This window comes from Bradyrhizobium pachyrhizi, assembly GCF_029714545.1.
GTDB lineage: Bacteria > Pseudomonadota > Alphaproteobacteria > Rhizobiales > Xanthobacteraceae > Bradyrhizobium > Bradyrhizobium pachyrhizi.
Genome location: NZ_CP121667.1, coordinates 3,999,177 through 4,015,108 on the forward strand (window position 1 = coordinate 3,999,177; position 15,932 = coordinate 4,015,108).

The window sequence follows — 15,932 nt, forward strand, 5'->3', positions numbered from 1 at the left end:
TGCTGTACAATTGCTGCCAGGTCCCGAAACCTCGCCGATATTCTGCCGATATTTTCCGAAATGGCCCAACGAGGCGTTCTTGCTTAAGTCATCGCAGCCTTCGATTGTGATCGGTGACCGGACCTTGGATCTGGCTCGCGAATTGCTGCTCGACGGGCGCGGCGACATCGTGCCGTTGCGTCCTCAAGCCTGGGCGGTGCTGCGGCTCCTCGCGCAACGCGTCGGGCACCTGGTGCATAAGGACGAGATATTGGATGAGGTCTGGTCGGACTGCGAGGTCACGGAAGACTCTCTTGTCCAGGCCATCGGCGACATCAGGCAGGCCTTGGGAGGGGCGGGCCGATTGGCCCTGAGAACCTTGCCTCGCCGCGGCTACATGCTGGTCGTGGATGGCGAGCAGGCCGACCGCCCCGCCTCCGCCAGCGTCACGACTTCGTCGATGCCGGACCACGCTGGAAAGCCAGCGGGTTCATCTTCGATCCCACACCTGTCCATTGTTGTTCTACCGTTCACAAATATTGGCGGAGATTTGGAGCAGGAATATTTCGTCGATGGCGTGACTCACAGTTTGACCACCGACCTGTCGCGGATCGCCGGCGCGTTCGTCATCGGCCGGGCACCGCGTTCACGTTCAAGGGCAAGGCGGTGGACGTGAGGGAGATCGGTCGCGAATTGAATGTCCGTTACGCGCTGGAAGGGTCGGTGCAACGCGGCGGCAACCGCTTTCGCCTGAACGTTCAGTTGACTGACACGGAAACTGGAGCCCACGTGTGGGCCGAGCGCTTCGACAAGCCCGCTGCCGACTTGCTGGACATGCAGGATGAGATCGTATCCCGGCTCGCCAATACGTTGAACGCCGAGCTTATCAAGGCCGAAGCGCGACGGGCAGAACGGTTGCCCCAGCCGGACGCGATGGATCTCTATTTTCAGGGCAGGGCTGTCCTGAACAAAGGAATAGCGCCTGCGGTTATGGCGCGAGCAAGGGATTTCTTCATGCGCGCCCTCGCGCTTGATCCCGACAATATTGAAGCAGCGGTTGCCGCGGCTCAGGTCGATTTTGCGATCGGTTCTTCCTCCATGGCCGATGACGGACCGGCATATTTCAGGGCTGCGGAGAAGGCGCTGAATGGCGTGTTGTTGCGTGCGCCCAATCACCCCAGAGCCCACATGTTGCTCGGCGCGGTTCAAATTCGGACACACCGCGCTGCAAAGGGTATCGCTGAATGTCGCCAGGCGCTGGCGCTCGATCGGAATTTGGCCGATGCGCATGGGTTTATTGGCCTCGGGAAGCATGCGCTGGGGCGTGGCGAGGAAGTCGAGGGGCATATTCAAGAGGCGTTACGACTGTCCCCTCGCGATACGCGTGCCTTTCTCTGGATCATGGTTGTCGGAATGGCCAAGTTGATGTCCTGCACCAATGCAGACCTCGAGGCGCTGGACTGGCTTCGCCGGAGCATTGAGGCTAATCCCAATTTTGCGCTCGCTCACTTTCACTTGGCTGGCGCGTTGGCCATGATGGGAGACCTCGAGGAAGCACAATCCAGTGCCAAAGCCGGACTGGCACTTGATCCCAACTTCAGCATTCGTCGATACGACGTCAATGTCGTCTTCCTGTCCGACAATCCGGTATGGCTCGCCAAGCGTAAGCGTTTTTATGAGGGAATGCGCATGGCCGGCGTGCCGGAGAGCTAATGCCACGTTCGATCATCTACGTGAATGGGATAAAGCTGCGACGAGGAGCTACATTTGAGCTCCAGCAGCGGCGCGCCATACACGCGTCTTGGTCAGCGGCGGAGCACCACTCACGAACCCGGCTTCGCCTCGACAGGCTTCTGCGCGAACTGCGGGAATGTCTCGGCCACGACCGGTCCATCCAGCCGCCATGAATAGCAGCCGCCGACGAAGAACGGCGGCTCGGTGACGTCGCGCTGATGGTCGAGCGCGCCGCGGCCCTGCGGGTCCTTGCCCGAGGTAGCTGTCTGGAACAGCGTCGTCACCGCGGGACCCAGGAGCTCGGCGAGATGGGTGCAGGTCTCGAGCCTGCCGATCTTGCGACGGACCAGTTCGCGCCAGCCCTTGCCGATGCGTTCGCCGACCAAGCGCTGCAGGATGCCCTCGACGTCGAGGCAGGACGGGTAGGGCGTCGAGGCCATCGTGGTGCCGGTCTCGCGGATCGTAAAGCTGTCGTCGACCGCGAGCCGCAGGCGGATGTCGTGCACGGGATCGTCGGGCTGCTGCAGGCCGCGATGCTTGTCCTGTCGGGCATAGGGTTTGGTGTCGACCAGCCGCGCCTCGACTTCCCACAATCCGTCGTCGCGGAGATAGCCGAGACATTCGACGGAGCGGCGGTGCATCAGGCGGCGGGGCTTGCCGTCGGCATTGGTATCGGGTGCGGACATCGGAACTCGCTGGATTGAATCTCGAACCGATCCAATCGGCCGTGCGCTCCGATGTCAACGCTCGCGGTCGAATGGCGTCATGAGACGTCGTCATTCCGGGATGGCGCGTTAGCGCCAGACCCGGAATCTCGAGATTCCGGGTTCGATGCTTCGCATCGCCCCGGAACGACGGGGGTGACGTTGAGAGCCGTCCCTCAGCTCACGCGCCGTTCGCGGTTCTCCCAATACGGCTTGCGCAGCTCGCGCTTTAAAATCTTGCCGGCGCCGGAGAGCGGCAGCGGCGTCGCGGTGATGTCGACGCTGCGCGGGCATTTGTAGCCGGCGATCAGCACCTTGCAGTGCTCCATCAGCTCTTCCGGCGTGGCGCTGGCGCCGCTCTTCATCACCACGACGGCGTGAACCTGCTCGCCCCAGCGTTCGCTCGGGATCCCGATCACGGCGCATTGCGCCACCGCCGCGTGCTGGGCGAGCGCGTTCTCGACCTCGGCCGAATAGACGTTCTCGCCGCCGGAGATGATCATGTCCTTGACGCGGTCGACGACGTAGACGAAGCCGTCTTCGTCCATGTAGCCGCCGTCGCCGGTGTGCATCCAGCCGTCGATCACGGCGCGCGCGGTCTCCTCCGGCCGCTCCCAATAGCCCATCATCACCATGTCGCCGCGCACCGCGATCTCGCCGACGGTGCCCGTCGGCACAACCTTGTCCTCGGTATCGACGATCTTGACCTCGGCGCCGAGCGTCGCCCGGCCGGCGCCGCGATGCCGTCCCTTGGCGCGGCCGTCGCCGATATGTTCCTTCCAGTGCAGCAGGGTTGCGATCGGCGACAGCTCGGTCATGCCGTAGGCTTGCGTGAACTCGACATGAGGCAGCGCCTTGATGGCGCGCATCAGCACGGCGTCGCTGATCACGGAGGCGCCGTAGGAGATCCGCTTCAACGACGACAGGTCGTAATTGCCGAGCGTCGGGTGATCGACGAACATCTGGATCATGGTCGGCACCAGCAGCACGTCGGTGATGCGCTCCTTCTGCACGGCGGCCGCGACGCCGTCAGGCGTGAAGCCCTGGATCACGACGTTGGAGCCGCCGGACAGCAGCACCGAATACATCGCCGCGCCATTGGCGAGGTGGAACATCGGCGCCGCGTGCAGGTAGACCGTGCTGCTCGGCCACAGGCCTTCGCCGAGCGCGTTGAGCGCGTTAGCCATCAGATTACCGTGGCTCAGCATCACGCCCTTGGAGCGGCCGGTGGTGCCGCCGGTGTAGAAGATGCCGGCAAGGTCGTCGCGGCTGCGCATCGCATCCGGAACAGGCGCGCTGCGCGCGATGAGCGTCTCGTAATTCTCCATGCCGGCGGGCGTGTCGCCCTCGTCGGCATAGACCAGCTGCAGGCTGGGGATGGCGCCTGCCAGCGCCGTGACGACCGGCGCAAACGCCTTGTCGACGAACAGGATCGTTGCGCGGCAGTCGCGCAGTGCGTCCTCGTTCTCGATCGGAGACCAGCGGATGTTGAGCGGCACGATCACGGCGCCGGCCCAGCCGACGGCGAGGTAGAGCTCGAGATAGCGGTCGGAGTTCAACGACAGGATCGCGACGCGGTCGCCGTCCTGGGCGCCGAGGCCGCGGATCGCGGCGGCGAGGCGGGCGACGCGGTCGCCGACCTCGCGCCAGTTGCGCCGCCGCTCACCGCAGACGACTGCGAGCCCGTTTGGATTGACCTGCAGCGCGCGCCGCAGTCCGTGTGTGATGTTCACTCGTCTCCTCCCTTGATGCGTTTCCCTTGCGAGGCGGTTTGTCCGCCTTCTCGTGCGCCGTTGTTTTGCGCGTTGGTGTCATTTGCGTTGTTGCTTTGGCGATGCCTTCGGTGAGACGGATCGCGAATTCCTCGGCGACGGCACGTCCGCTCAGCTCGCCGCCCGGCTGGAACCAGTGTCCGATCCAGTTCAGCGAGCCGGCGATCGCGAAAGCCGCGAGCTTCGGGTCGCAGGGTTTCACCGAACCGTCCGCGACGCCCTGTGCGATATAGTCGCGGAAGGCGCGGTCGATCCGCCGCTTCGCGGTCTGCACGATCTTGCGGTTGTCCTCGCTGAGATCGCGGATGTCGAAGCGGACCAAGCTCTTGCCGTAGTCCGCGGTCATCAGCTCGGCATAGCGGACGGTGAGCTTGCGCAGCTTGTCGAGCCCTGAACCGCCGCCTGTTGACGTTTCGGCAATGCATTCAGCGACCAGCTCATTGCCGATCGACCAGCACTCGTACAGGATCTCGTCTTTGCCGCGGAAGTAGTTGTAGAGCGCCGGCTTGGTGATGTTGAGCCGCTTGGCGACGTCGTTCAGCGTGGCGCGGTGATAGCCCTGTTCGAGGAATAGGGCGACGGCCGTGCGCAGCACCGCCTCGCGCTTCTCGTCGCGGGCGCGGCGCCGGCTCTCGAACGGCAGCCAGGGCGACTCGTTGCTGGAAGAGGGGGAGTGGGCGTCCATCGCGTCGGCTGTTGTCGCATTGACTCCGGAAGATCGCCCGTATATTACCCATGGGTAATGAATAGTCCAGTGGGTAATTTCCGGGAGGACACGCGATGACGTCACGCACCTATGTTGCCGGGGTCGGCATGATCCCGTTCGTCAAGCCCGGCGCCAATGCGCCGTATCACGTGATGGGCGCCGAGGCGGCGAAGCTGGCGCTCGCTGACGCCGGCCTCGATTACGGTCGTGTGCAGCAGGCCTATGTCGGCTATGTCTATGGCGACTCGACCTGTGGACAGCGCGCGCTCTATCCGGTCGGCATGACCGGCATCCCGATTGTTAACGTCAACAACAACTGCTCGACCGGCTCGACCGCGCTGTTCCTGGCGCGGCAGGCGATCGAGTCAGGCGCGGCCGATTGCGTGATGGCGCTCGGCTTCGAGCAGATGAAGCCCGGCGCGCTCGGGGCCGTGTTCACCGACCGTCCCAGTGCGTTCGACGATTTCGACGCCGCAGCCGACAAGCTGGTCGACGCGCCCGGCGTGCCGCTGGCGCTGCGCTATTTCGGCGGCGCCGGCCTCAGCCACATGAAGAAATACGGCACGCCGCTCACCGCCTTTGCAAAAGTGCGCGCCAAGGCGAGCCGCCACGCCAAGAACAATCCGCTGGCGCTGTTCCGCAAAGAGGTCAGCGCCGACGACGTGATGAACGACCAGGTGATCTGGCCCGGCGTGATGACGCGTCTGATGGCGTGCCCGCCGACCTGCGGCGGCGCCGCCGCGATCCTGGTCTCGGAGAAATTCGCCGACCAGCACGGCCTCAACAAGCAGGTCCGCATCGCGGCGCAGGCGATGACCACGGATACGCCGTCGACCTTCGGTGCCTCCGACATGATGCAGGTGGTCGGCTACGACATGGCGCGCGATGCCGCCAAAAAGGTCTACGAGGCCGCCGGCATCGGGCCTGATGACCTTGACGTCGTCGAGCTGCACGACTGCTTCGCGCACAACGAGCTGATCACCTATGAGGGGCTCGGCCTGTGCGCCGAGGGCGAGGCCACGAAATTCATCGACGACGGCGACAACTCCTATGGCGGCAGGATCGTCACCAACCCGTCCGGCGGGCTGCTGTCGAAGGGCCATCCGCTCGGCGCCACCGGGCTTGCGCAGTGCTATGAGCTGACGCGGCAGCTGCGCGGCACCGCCGCGGCGACGCAGGTGGAGGGCGCGCGGATCGGCTTGCAGCACAATCTCGGCCTCGGCGGCGCCTGCGTCGTGACGCTCTACGAACGCGCCTGAGGTCGTCATGGTCGATCAATCGGCTGTCGGGCGTACATTTACGCCCGTGACCGCGCGCGTCGAGCCGGGGCGGCTGCGCTTCTTCCTCGATACGCTCGGCGAGACGAACGCGATCTATCGCGACGAGGCAACCGCGCAGGCGGCCGGCTTCACGGCAGCGCCAGTGCCGCCGACCTATCTGTTCTGCCTCGAGATGATGGATGCACCTGACCCGTTCGAGTTCCTGACCGCGCTCGGCATTGACTTGGCACGCGTGCTGCACGGCGAGCAGCGCTTCGACTATCACGCGCCCGTCATGGTCGGCGACACCCTGACCTTCCGCCCGCGCGTCACTGGCGTGACCGACAAGAAGGGCGGGGCGATGACGCTGATCGTCGTCGACACCCCGGTCACCAACCAGACCGGCGTCCATGTCGCCGATGTCTCGCGCACCGTCGTGGTGCGCAATGCGAGGCCGTCATGAGCGCCCGCGTTCCATCGGTCGGCGACATCATCGTCCACAAGGAGTTTCCGCCGATCACCCGCCATCGCCTCGCGCTGTATTGCGGCGCCTCGGGCGATCACAATCCGATCCATGTCGACATCGACTTCGCGAAGGCGGCCGGCTTCCCCGACGTGTTCGCGCACGGCATGCTGGTGATGGGCTATCTCGGCCAGGCGCTGACCGACGCGGTGGCGCCGTCGCGCATCCGCTCGTTCTCGACCCGCTTTGCCGCAATCACCCAGCTCGGCGCGAAGCTGACCTGCGAGGGCGCGGTGACCGAGCTGATCGAGCAGGGCGGTGAGAAGCGCGCAAAGCTCGCGCTGACCACCAGGGATCAGAACGGCGAGATCAAGCTCGCCGGGGAAGCCGTTATCGCGCTTTAGCGAGAGGGTCTCGCCAAGCAGGGACTCGTGCTCCCTCTCCCGCATGTGGGAGAGGTGAAGAAAACAAGATCATCTCGTCCAAGGGAGGAACCATGTCGAAACTGCAAGGCAAAGTCGCGCTCGTCTCAGGCTCTGGGCGCGGCATCGGGCGCGCGATTGCGTTGAAGCTCGCCAGCGAGGGCGCGCGCGTCGTGGTCAACGACCTCGATGCCGAGCCGGGCGATGCAGTCGTTGCCGAGATCAAGGCCGTGGGCGGCGAGGCGATCGCGGTCAATGGCAGCGTGACCGAAGCCGGCTTTGCCGATCGCTTCGTCGGCGCCGCGATCGAGCAGTTCGGCGGTCTCGACATCATCGTCAACAATGCCGGCTACACCTGGGACTCGACGATCCAGAAGATGACCGACGAGCAGTTCCAGGCGATGCTCGACGTCCATCTGGTCGCGCCGTTCCGCATCATGCGCGCGGCGTCGGAGCCGATCCGGGTGATGGCGAAAAGGGAGGCCGAGGCGGGCCGCGAGGTGTTCCGCAAGGTCGTCAACATCTCCTCGATCGCGGGCCTCTACGGCAATGCCGGGCAGGCGAGCTATTCGTCCGCCAAAGCCTCGCTGATCGGGCTGACGCGCACGATGTGCAAGGAGTGGGGCCGCTACAAGGTCAACGTCAATTGCGTGGCGTTCGGTCTGATCAACACCCGCCTGACCCAGCCGATCGAGACCCAGCAGAAAACCATCGACGTCGCCGGCCGCGACATCAAGGTCGGCGTCCAGCCGCAGATGCTGGAGGCGATGGGACGCATGATCCCGCTCGGCCGCGGCGGCACGCCGGAGGAGGCGGCTGACGCGGTCTATCTGTTCTGCGCTCCGGAATCGAACTACATCAGCGGTCAGGTGATCGTCGCCGGCGGCGGTCTCTTGATCTGACGAGAGCGTTTTCAAGCGAAGTGGGTACCGGTTCGCGTCAAGAAAACGCGAAAACGCGTCAAGAAAGAATGCGTAGCGAGGATATCATGCATTACCGATCGTCCTGGATGACCGAGGAACTGGACACCTTCCGTGACCAGTTCCGCAAATTCCTCGCCAAGGACCTGGCGCCGCACGCTGAAAAATGGCGCGAGCAGAAGCTGGTCGACCGCTCTGCCTGGCGCGCGCTCGGCGAGATGGGCGCGTTGCTGCCGAGCGTGCCCGAGGCCTATGGCGGCTTAGGGGCCACCTTTGCCTATGACGCCGCCGTGCTCGATGACCTCGAGAGCACGGTGCCGGAGCTGACCACCGGCGTCTCCGTGCACAGCGCGATCGTGGCGCATTACATCGTCAACTATGGCTCGGAGGAGCAGAAGAAGCGCTGGCTGCCGAAGATGGCGTCGGGCGAGATGGTCGGTGCCATCGCGATGACCGAGCCCGGCACCGGCTCCGATCTGCAGGCCGTCAAGACCACGGCGAAGAAGCAGGGCAATTCCTACGTCATCAACGGCCAGAAGACTTTCATCACCAACGGCCAGGCCGCCGATCTCGTGATCGTGGTCGCGCGCACCGGAGCTCCGGGCGCCAAGGGCATCTCGCTGATCGTGGTGGAGACCGCGGGCGCCGAGGGCTACCGCCGCGGGCGCAACCTCGACAAGATCGGGCTGCACGCGTCTGACACGTCGGAGCTCTTCTTCGACAACGTCACGGTGCCGCCGGAGAACCTGCTCGGAGCCGAGGAGGGCAACGGCTTCGCGCAGCTGATGCAGCAATTGCCGCAGGAGCGGCTGTCGCTCGCGATCGGCGCGGTGGCCTCGATGGAGCGCGCGGTCAGGATCACCGCCGAGTACACCAAGGAACGCACCGCGTTCGGCAAACCGCTGCTCGAATTCCAGAACACCGCCTTCAAGCTCGCCGAGCGCAAGACCGAGGCGATGATCGCCCGCGTGTTCGTCGACTGGTGCGTCGAGCGCCTGGTCGCCGGCGACCTCGACACCGTGACAGCGTCGATGGCGAAATGGTGGTGCTCGCAGAAGCAGGTCGAGACCGCCGACGAATGCCTGCAGCTGCATGGCGGCTACGGCTACATGCAGGAATATCCGATTTCGCGCATGTTCATCGATTCCCGCATCCAGAAGATCTATGGCGGCACCAACGAGATCATGAAGCTCCTGATCGCGCGTTCGCTCTAGGCGGGCGCGTCCTTGGCGTCATTCCGGGGCACGCGAAGCGTGAACCCGGAATCTCGAAGCTGCGGCTCGAGATTCCGGGTTCGATGCTCGCGCATCGCCCCGGAATGACACGGAGAGGCGGGTGCGCGCTCATGTCCCTCGCGCGCCGCTACATCGCGCGCACGTTCTTGAGGAACTTGTCGACCTGAACTTCCAGCTCGGAGGCGTTGCTGGCGAGCTCTCCGGAGGCCGCCAGCACGTTCTCGGCGGCCTTGCTGGCATCGTCGATCGCCTTGGTCGTGCCGTTGATGTTTGCCGTGACCTCCTTGGTGGCCGCGGCCTGCTCCTCGACGGCGCTGGCGATCACGGTCGAGATCTCGCTGATCTGGACGATAACCTGCGAGATCGCCTTCAGCGCGGTAGCGGTGTTGCCGGTCGCAGCCTGCATCTCGTTGATCTGCGCCGAAATGTCTTCCGTGGCCTTGGCGGTCTGGTTGGCCAGCGCCTTCACCTCGGAGGCGACGACGGCGAAGCCGCGTCCGGCCTCGCCGGCCCGCGCGGACTCGATGGTTGCGTTGAGCGCAAGCAGGTTGGTCTGGCCGGCGATCTGGCTGATCAGGGCGACGACGTCGCCGATCTTCTGCGCCATGGTCACGAGACCCGCGACCAGCTTGTCGGACTTCTCGGCCTCGTCGACCGCCATGCGGGCGATGCGGCTCGCCTCGGCTACCTGGCGGCTGATCTCGTTGACCGAGGACGACAGCTCCTCGGACGCGGACGCCGCGCTCGCCGAGCGCTGATTGACGAATTCGGCGGTCGTCGTCAGTGATCGCGCCGTGCCCTGCATTTGCGTCGAGGCCGACGCCAGCATCCCGGCAAGGCCCTTCACGTCCTTCTCGAAATCGTCGGCCAGTTTCACATTGCCTGTCACCACCGACCAGCTCAGCATCGCGCCGGTGTAGTTGCCCCGCTTGTCGGTCAGCCCGGAGACCCGCAGGTCGAGCGTTTCCGGCCCGAGCTTGATCTTGGCCGCATGCGGCAGGCTCTTGGGATCGCCGACGATGCGGCGCTGGTGCGCCGGGTTCTTGTGGAAGATGTCGAACGAGTTGCCGAGGATCTTGTCCGGCGCCACCGGAAGCAGATGCTTCACGGTGTCGAGCGTCTTCAGGCTGGTCTGGTTGATGTAAGTGATGTTGAAATCGGTGTCGCACATCATGATGTTGATCGGCATGTTGTCGAGCATCTGCAACAGCCGTTCGGTCTGCGTTTCAAGCCGCGCCTTCTCGGTCGCGAGCTCCCAGGTCAGCATCGGCCCGGTGTAGCGGCCGCGCGAACTGGTCATCGCCGTCACGGTGAGATCGAGCGTCTCGCCGCCGATGGTGATGCGCGCCTTGTGCGGCAGGTTCTTCGGGTCGGACAGCAGCCGGCGCTGATGCTGCGGGTTCCTGTGAAAGATGTCGATCGATTGCCCGATCAGCGCGTCGACCTTCACCGGCAGCACATGCTCGATCTTCTTCAGGTTCTGCCGCGTCGACTCGTTGATGTAGGTGATTTTGAAATCGTCCAGCTCGCAGAGCATGACACTGATCGGCATGTCATCGAACAACCGATACGAACTGTCCGAGCCGACCACGCTTGCGACGCTCTTCATCCCCAACATGCATTGCCTCCAGCCTTGATAATGATCTTGGTGAATTGAAACGGTGCACCTGATCGGCGACGGAATGCCTTCCACCGCCGGCCCCACGCAGGTGCGCTACACGATTTACAATTTCTGACTGCGTGGAACGGTAGGCGATTCGAGTTCCACCAAGAAGGCGTGCAATGCGCCGCGTGCGCTCGCGCAAGGTCGAGCTCGCGATGAGCGCAGCCGAAAACGTCGCGCAACACCGCGATTTGCCGTGAAATCCGCGCGATCCCGCGGCGAAGATGCGAAGCGGCCGATCGCTGCACCGTAATCTTACGGAAGCAGAAGCGTGCGCTCCTAATGATTGTTAGCGTGCACATGACGTGGTGGTTTATGCAGGTGGTGCCACGGCATCGCGCGCGGCGGAGGGCCTCTGATTTCAATCGTGTCGGCGGCCACGCGCTGTCGGTCTTGGCGATGTGGCGTGCGAGCATTCTTTTGCGCTCTGTTGCGTCGGTCGGCGCCTCGTGATGACAGGGGCTGCCGCATCGTCTATGCGAGTGTTCATGAAAGAAGCGCGCGTAGGTTGATCATGCCGCGTGAGACCCGATGGGGGTCACAGACCGGCGTGGCGACATCGATCCCGCTTGAGCGCGGCGAGATCGCGCCGGGCCGGCCGACGGTGACCTGCGCCGCTTGCCGGCTGGCGGCTTCAATCGTGCCGACGAACGTCCGCTCTGCGGAAATCGATGACGAAACAGCGTTGCCCATTGCCTACCGCATGGCTTGGCGCCGCTGCGCCCGCGAGACGCAGCTTCGGCCTTGCACCCCATTTCCGTCTATCATACCCCGTGGGACCACGATCCGCGCGAAGCCCAAACGCGCGCCAGTACCTGCAGGAGCCCTCATGACCAAAAGCAATGCCCGCACCGGAGGCCAGATCCTGATCGACCAGCTGGTCGCGCAAGGGGTGGAGCGCGTCACCTGCGTGCCGGGCGAGAGCTATCTGGCGGCGCTCGACGCCTTGCACGACAGCCCGATCGACGTCGTGATCTGCCGCGCCGAGGGCGGAGCCGCGATGATGGCGGAGGCCTATGGCAAGCTCACGGGACGTCCGGGCATCTGCTTTGTCACCCGCGGTCCGGGCTCGACCAATGCAGCCCATGGCGTGCACATCGCGATGCAGGACTCCACCCCGATGATCCTGTTCGTCGGCCAGGTCGACACCGGCATGCGCGAGCGCGAGGCGTTCCAGGAACTCGACTACAAGGCGGTGTTCGGCACCATGGCGAAATGGGCGGTCGAGATCGATCGTCCGGATCGCATTCCGGAACTGGTCGCGCGCGCCTTCCGCGTCGCGCTGCAGGGCCGGCCCGGTCCGGTGGTGATCTCGCTGCCGGAGAACATGCTGACCGAAACCGCCGCGGTCGCGGACGCGCCGAAGGTCGAGCCTGCGGCGAGTTGGCCGGCGCCGTCGGATCTCGAGCGTCTTGGCACCATGCTGGCATCCGCCACGGCGCCGATCGTGGTGCTCGGCGGCTCGGCCTGGACCGCGGAGGCCGCCAAGGGCATCGCGCGCTTCGCCGAGCGCTTCGACCTGCCGGTTACGACCTCGTTCCGCCGCGCCTCGCTGTTCGATGCCGACCACTCGCATTATGCCGGCGATCTCGGCATCGGCCCGAGCCCGAAGCTCAGGGATCGCATCACCGGCGCCGACGTCATCCTGCTGATCGGCGGCCGCATGTCGGAGATGCCGTCCTCATCCTACACGCTGCTCGACATTCCGGTGCCGAGCCAGAAACTGATCCATGTCCATCCCGGCGCCGAGGAGCTCGGCCGTGTCTACCAGCCGGCGCTGGCGATCCAGGCGACGCCTGCGGCCTTTGCCGCCGCGGTCGAGACCATGAAGCCCGCGGCCGCACCCGCCTGGAAGGGCGAGGCGGCCAAGGCGCATGCGGACTATCTCGCCTGGACCGACAAGCCGCGCGAGCTGCCGGGCAGCTTCCAGTATGGCGAGGTCGTGACCTGGCTGCGCGATCGCCTGCCGAAGGATACCATCGTCTGCAACGGCGCCGGCAATTATGCCGGCTGGATTCACCGCCACCATCGCTTCCATGCTTTCGCCGCGCAGCTCGCGCCGACCTCGGGCTCGATGGGTTACGGCGTGCCGGCGGCTGTGATGGCCAAGCGGCATCATCCGGACCGGGTCGTCGTGGCGTTTGCCGGCGACGGCTGCTTCCTGATGAACGGGCAGGAGTTCGCCACCGCCGTGCAGTACGACGCGCCGCTGATCGTCGTCGTCATCGACAACGCGCAATACGGCACCATCCGCATGCATCAGGAGCGCGACTATCCCGGACGCGTCGTCGGCACCCAGCTCAAGAATCCGGACTTCGCGCTTTATGCCAAGGCGTTCGGTGGCCATGGCGAGCGTGTCGAGCGCACCGAAGACTTCGCGCCCGCGTTCGAGCGCGCGCTGGCCTCCGGCAAGCCGGCGATCCTGCACTGCCTGGTCGATCAGCGCGCGCTGTCGGTCGGTAAGGACTTTGTGCCGCAGGCAACGCGCTAGGGCATGATCCGGAAACGTGCGAAGCGGTTTTCCGAGGAGATCATGCCCCAACAAGAGTTCCGTCACGTCGCGATCATCGGGGCCGGCGCGGTCGGCGTGATCAGCGCCATCGAGGCGCTGCGCGCGGGCCACAGCGTCACCTTGATCGATCCGGGCGAGCCCGGCGGCACCCAGGCGGCGAGCTACGGCAATGCCGGCTGGCTGTCGTCGCATTCGGTGATCCCGCCGGCCGAGCCGGGCACCTGGAAGAAGGTGCCGGGTTATCTGATGGATCCGCTCGGGCCGCTGGCGATCCGCTGGTCGTATCTGCCGAAGGCCTTGCCGTGGCTGATCAAGTATCTGCTGTCGAGCCGGACCGAGGCGCAGGTCGAGGCCACCGCGCGGGCGATGCGCGATCTCCTGAAGGATGCGCCGCTGCTGCACCTGCAGCTCGCCGAGGAAGCAGGCGTGGGCGAATTGATCGAGCGGCGCGGGGTGATGCATGTGTTTCCCTCGCGCGCGCCGTTCGACCGCGATCTCGGTTGGCGCATCCGCAAGCGCGTCGGCATCGAATGGCTGGAGCTCGATGAAGACGAGATGCGCCAGCGCGAGCCCGACCTGCACCCGCGCTACAAATTCGGCGTCGTGGTGGAGGAGGCGGGCCGCTGCTGCGATCCAGGCGCCTATGTCGCGGCGCTTGCCGCGCACGCGATCGCGATTGGCGCCGAGCGCGTCGCCGCCAAGGCCACGGGCCTCAGGCTTGCCGGCGACAGGCTGGTCGCCGTGGTCACCGAGAGCGGCGAGATCGCCTGCGACGCCGCCGTCGTCGCCGCGGGCGCGCGCTCCAGGCAACTGACCGCCTCGATCGGCGATCCGCTGCCGCTGGAGACCGAGCGCGGCTATCACGTCATGATCGAGAATCCGGAATCCGGCCCGCGCAATTCGATGATGGCCTCGGACGCCAAGATGGTCGTCAACTGGACCGACAAGGGCCTGCGCGCCGCCGGTACGGTGGAGATCGCGGGGCTCGATGCCGCGCCGAACTGGAAGCGCGCCGAAATCCTGCGCGAGCATCTCTTCAGCATGTTCCCGAAGCTGCCGAGGGATATTCCGCCATCGCGGATCAAGACCTGGTTCGGCCATCGGCCGAGCATGCCGGACGGGCGCCCCTGCATCGGCTATGCCCGTGCCACGCGCGACGTGATCTACGCCTTCGGCCACGGCCATGTCGGCCTGGTCGGATCGGCCCGCACCGGCCGGCTGGTCGCGCAACTCCTGAGCGGCAAGGCGCCGGAGATCCCGCTCGCCCCGTTCGCGCCCTCACGCTTCCTGTAGGGAGCAACGGAGGCGAAGTCTCAGCTGTCGCCGGCCCAGGCCGTGATCGCGGCCGGCGCGATCACGCGTCTCGGTATGTGCGGATTGATCGTTCCGGCGCTGACGTCCTGCGTCTGAACGAGCAGGGTGCGCGCAAACGCCTTGGCATCCTGCTCGGTCGTGAAGGTACGGGTCTGGCGCGCGAAGCGGTGATGTCCGGCGTCAGGATTTCGCATGGCGAACGAGACGTACCAGATAGCCTTGTCGGTCTTCATCGCGCCTCTTTGGTGGTAATCCGCCCGCGCGATCGCGACGTGGTGCTCGATGCTCGATGTGCAAAAAGTGCCAAGACAAAGAATCCTGAAATACAACACATTGCGGCGAATAGGCTCCTCGGCGAACCAGCAATGCTACAGCATCGGCATGTCTACCGATACTGGCGGCATATTACCTGTCAACCGATGGGTGAAATGACAATGCGCCGTTGCGACGTTGGTTCCATCCGGCAAATTGCCATATCCTCCCGGGACCTTTGCGCTGTCAGGAACGTCGATCTCCTGGGCAAGTTGTCCCGCGCATTCGTGGCCGGAGCGCGCGGCGTCGGGAACACGAGATGACGGGGGTCGGTAGGTGGAAAATCCAATACGGTTCGATCGTCGAGATCACCAGTGAAGCGAATGGCCGCATCGAGGAGACGTTTCGAACCGCGCTGGCCGATAGCGGCTTCTACGGCCAGACGGTTGTGATCTTCGGCGTCCACCAAGGCAATTGCATCGGATTTTCGTCAGTCGGTTCGTCGGCGGCGGGCGATCGCGTGGTTTCCTATACCGGCTTGCTTCGCGATCAAAAAATGGAAGCGGCGTGGTTTGTCGTGTCGGACAAGGCGCTGGTCGCGACCCGCGAGGGCGAAGCGGCGGCCCTGAAGCCCGTGAACTGGTGGCGAGCCGTCACGACAAGTGTCGATACATTCGAACGCTCGACGTAGGCCTCGCTAGATGACTTGGTCCTCCTTGCGTGCGGCGTTGATGGTTTCCTCCACCTCGGCGGCAAGGGCCGTGAGATGTTCGGCGAGCTTGCTGAACAGCTCGCGCTTGCGCATGTCAGTTGCCAGGTCGCGGATCAACGCACATTCCGCCGCGTCGCGTCGAAGCTTTTCGAGATGCGTCAGCATGTCCTGCATTTTTCGTCCCCGAATGCCGTATTCCGCAACGCTAAGGCGGCACAGAACCGCGCAACAATAACCTGTGATAATTTTTGCGAACCTTGGCGACGGTCGCGTATCTCTCCGACC

Annotated in this window: 17 protein-coding genes; 10 read left to right on the forward strand and 7 right to left on the reverse strand. The window is 64.8% G+C overall.

Going from position 1 to position 15,932, the window contains the following annotated elements; genetic code table 11:
- Nucleotides 1-79: 79 nt before the first annotated feature.
- Both QA639_RS18310 and QA639_RS18315 read left to right on the forward strand, forming a co-directional pair.
- On the forward strand, nt 80-655 hold the full coding sequence (locus tag QA639_RS18310) for a winged helix-turn-helix domain-containing protein (RefSeq protein ID WP_283090403.1): 576 nt from the start codon (nt 80-82) through the stop codon (nt 653-655).
- On the forward strand, nt 652-1,692 hold the full coding sequence (locus QA639_RS18315) for a tetratricopeptide repeat protein (RefSeq protein WP_283090404.1): 1,041 nt from the start codon (nt 652-654) through the stop codon (nt 1,690-1,692). Before QA639_RS18310 ends, QA639_RS18315 begins: the two co-directional genes overlap by 4 nt.
- A 110-nt stretch (nt 1,693-1,802) precedes the next feature.
- Here QA639_RS18315 and QA639_RS18320 read toward each other — a convergent pair whose 3' ends face one another.
- The 3 genes from QA639_RS18320 to QA639_RS18330 form a co-directional block, all read right to left on the reverse strand.
- Nucleotides 1,803-2,399: a DUF2889 domain-containing protein gene (locus QA639_RS18320; RefSeq protein ID WP_157341374.1), complete on the reverse strand. Its 597-nt coding sequence runs from the start codon at nt 2,397-2,399 to the stop codon at nt 1,803-1,805.
- 194 nt (nt 2,400-2,593) lie between these two features.
- Entirely contained in the window at nt 2,594-4,150 is a 1,557-nt protein-coding gene (locus tag QA639_RS18325; RefSeq protein ID WP_283090405.1) for an acyl-CoA synthetase, read from the reverse strand.
- On the reverse strand, nt 4,080-4,979 hold the full coding sequence (locus tag QA639_RS18330) for a TetR/AcrR family transcriptional regulator (RefSeq protein WP_428841166.1): 900 nt from the start codon (nt 4,977-4,979) through the stop codon (nt 4,080-4,082). The genes QA639_RS18325 and QA639_RS18330 overlap by 71 nt, the downstream gene beginning before the upstream one ends.
- On the opposite strand from QA639_RS18330, the gene QA639_RS18335 reads away from it, so the two are divergent.
- From QA639_RS18335 to QA639_RS18355, 5 genes are all read left to right on the forward strand, one after another.
- Nucleotides 4,970-6,154 (forward strand): lipid-transfer protein, encoded by a 1,185-nt coding sequence (locus tag QA639_RS18335; protein WP_157341370.1) that lies wholly within the window; start codon nt 4,970-4,972, stop codon nt 6,152-6,154. The two genes, QA639_RS18330 and QA639_RS18335, sit on opposite strands and share 10 nt — an antisense overlap.
- A gap of 7 nt (nt 6,155-6,161) precedes the next feature.
- Nucleotides 6,162-6,617: a MaoC family dehydratase N-terminal domain-containing protein gene (locus QA639_RS18340; RefSeq protein ID WP_028334277.1), complete on the forward strand. Its 456-nt coding sequence runs from the start codon at nt 6,162-6,164 to the stop codon at nt 6,615-6,617.
- Nucleotides 6,614-7,021 carry a MaoC family dehydratase gene (locus tag QA639_RS18345; RefSeq protein ID WP_157341368.1) on the forward strand — a complete coding sequence of 136 codons (408 nt, stop codon included), beginning with the start codon at nt 6,614-6,616 and terminating at the stop codon, nt 7,019-7,021. Before QA639_RS18340 ends, QA639_RS18345 begins: the two co-directional genes overlap by 4 nt.
- 92 nt (nt 7,022-7,113) lie before the next feature.
- Nucleotides 7,114-7,941: an SDR family NAD(P)-dependent oxidoreductase gene (locus QA639_RS18350; RefSeq protein WP_157341366.1), complete on the forward strand. Its 828-nt coding sequence runs from the start codon at nt 7,114-7,116 to the stop codon at nt 7,939-7,941.
- A gap of 86 nt (nt 7,942-8,027) precedes the next feature.
- A complete protein-coding gene (locus QA639_RS18355; protein WP_028334280.1) occupies nt 8,028-9,173 on the forward strand; it encodes an acyl-CoA dehydrogenase family protein in 1,146 nt (381 codons plus the stop codon).
- 148 nt (nt 9,174-9,321) lie between these two features.
- Here QA639_RS18355 and QA639_RS18360 read toward each other — a convergent pair whose 3' ends face one another.
- Both QA639_RS18360 and QA639_RS18365 read right to left on the reverse strand, forming a co-directional pair.
- Nucleotides 9,322-10,812, reverse strand: a complete 1,491-nt coding sequence (locus QA639_RS18360) for a methyl-accepting chemotaxis protein (RefSeq protein WP_157341364.1) — start codon at nt 10,810-10,812, stop codon at nt 9,322-9,324.
- Between the two features lie 531 nt (nt 10,813-11,343).
- Nucleotides 11,344-11,550, reverse strand: coding sequence for a hypothetical protein (locus QA639_RS18365; RefSeq protein ID WP_157341362.1), 207 nt, complete (start codon nt 11,548-11,550; stop codon nt 11,344-11,346).
- A 136-nt stretch (nt 11,551-11,686) separates the two neighbouring features.
- Between QA639_RS18365 and QA639_RS18370 the strand changes: the two genes are divergently transcribed.
- Both QA639_RS18370 and QA639_RS18375 read left to right on the forward strand, forming a co-directional pair.
- Entirely contained in the window at nt 11,687-13,348 is a 1,662-nt protein-coding gene (locus QA639_RS18370) for a thiamine pyrophosphate-binding protein (RefSeq protein ID WP_028334281.1), read from the forward strand.
- Nucleotides 13,349-13,390: 42 nt separating this feature from the next.
- Nucleotides 13,391-14,662, forward strand: coding sequence for an NAD(P)/FAD-dependent oxidoreductase (locus QA639_RS18375; RefSeq protein ID WP_283090406.1), 1,272 nt, complete (start codon nt 13,391-13,393; stop codon nt 14,660-14,662).
- Nucleotides 14,663-14,682: 20 nt separating this feature from the next.
- Here QA639_RS18375 and QA639_RS18380 read toward each other — a convergent pair whose 3' ends face one another.
- Nucleotides 14,683-14,916: a hypothetical protein gene (locus QA639_RS18380; RefSeq protein WP_028334283.1), complete on the reverse strand. Its 234-nt coding sequence runs from the start codon at nt 14,914-14,916 to the stop codon at nt 14,683-14,685.
- Nucleotides 14,917-15,254: 338 nt separating this feature from the next.
- Here QA639_RS18380 and QA639_RS18385 point away from each other — a divergent pair, with 338 nt between their 5' ends.
- Complete coding sequence (locus QA639_RS18385) at nt 15,255-15,626, forward strand: hypothetical protein (protein ID WP_157344867.1); 372 nt, start codon at nt 15,255-15,257, stop codon at nt 15,624-15,626.
- A 6-nt stretch (nt 15,627-15,632) separates the two neighbouring features.
- Here the strand turns inward: QA639_RS18385 and QA639_RS18390 are convergent, their stop codons facing one another.
- Nucleotides 15,633-15,821 (reverse strand): hypothetical protein, encoded by a 189-nt coding sequence (locus QA639_RS18390; protein WP_016848414.1) that lies wholly within the window; start codon nt 15,819-15,821, stop codon nt 15,633-15,635.
- Nucleotides 15,822-15,932: the final 111 nt, after the last annotated feature.

What these genes read in the sequence shown, in the direction of transcription:
- QA639_RS18370 (WP_028334281.1), top strand. Translation starts at nt 11,687, where the DNA reads ATGACCAAAAGCAATGCCCGCACCGGAGGCCAGATCCTGATCGACCAG.
- QA639_RS18335 (WP_157341370.1), top strand. Translation starts at nt 4,970, where the DNA reads ATGACGTCACGCACCTATGTTGCCGGGGTCGGCATGATCCCGTTCGTC.
- QA639_RS18365 (WP_157341362.1), bottom strand. Translation starts at nt 11,550, where the DNA reads ATGGGCAACGCTGTTTCGTCATCGATTTCCGCAGAGCGGACGTTCGTC.
- QA639_RS18380 (WP_028334283.1), bottom strand. Translation starts at nt 14,916, where the DNA reads ATGAAGACCGACAAGGCTATCTGGTACGTCTCGTTCGCCATGCGAAAT.
- QA639_RS18350 (WP_157341366.1), top strand. Translation starts at nt 7,114, where the DNA reads ATGTCGAAACTGCAAGGCAAAGTCGCGCTCGTCTCAGGCTCTGGGCGC.
- QA639_RS18375 (WP_283090406.1), top strand. Translation starts at nt 13,391, where the DNA reads ATGCCCCAACAAGAGTTCCGTCACGTCGCGATCATCGGGGCCGGCGCG.
- QA639_RS18355 (WP_028334280.1), top strand. Translation starts at nt 8,028, where the DNA reads ATGCATTACCGATCGTCCTGGATGACCGAGGAACTGGACACCTTCCGT.
- QA639_RS18320 (WP_157341374.1), bottom strand. Translation starts at nt 2,399, where the DNA reads ATGTCCGCACCCGATACCAATGCCGACGGCAAGCCCCGCCGCCTGATG.
- QA639_RS18345 (WP_157341368.1), top strand. Translation starts at nt 6,614, where the DNA reads ATGAGCGCCCGCGTTCCATCGGTCGGCGACATCATCGTCCACAAGGAG.
- QA639_RS18340 (WP_028334277.1), top strand. Translation starts at nt 6,162, where the DNA reads ATGGTCGATCAATCGGCTGTCGGGCGTACATTTACGCCCGTGACCGCG.
- QA639_RS18360 (WP_157341364.1), bottom strand. Translation starts at nt 10,812, where the DNA reads ATGTTGGGGATGAAGAGCGTCGCAAGCGTGGTCGGCTCGGACAGTTCG.
- QA639_RS18390 (WP_016848414.1), bottom strand. Translation starts at nt 15,821, where the DNA reads ATGCAGGACATGCTGACGCATCTCGAAAAGCTTCGACGCGACGCGGCG.
- QA639_RS18385 (WP_157344867.1), top strand. Translation starts at nt 15,255, where the DNA reads ATGACGGGGGTCGGTAGGTGGAAAATCCAATACGGTTCGATCGTCGAG.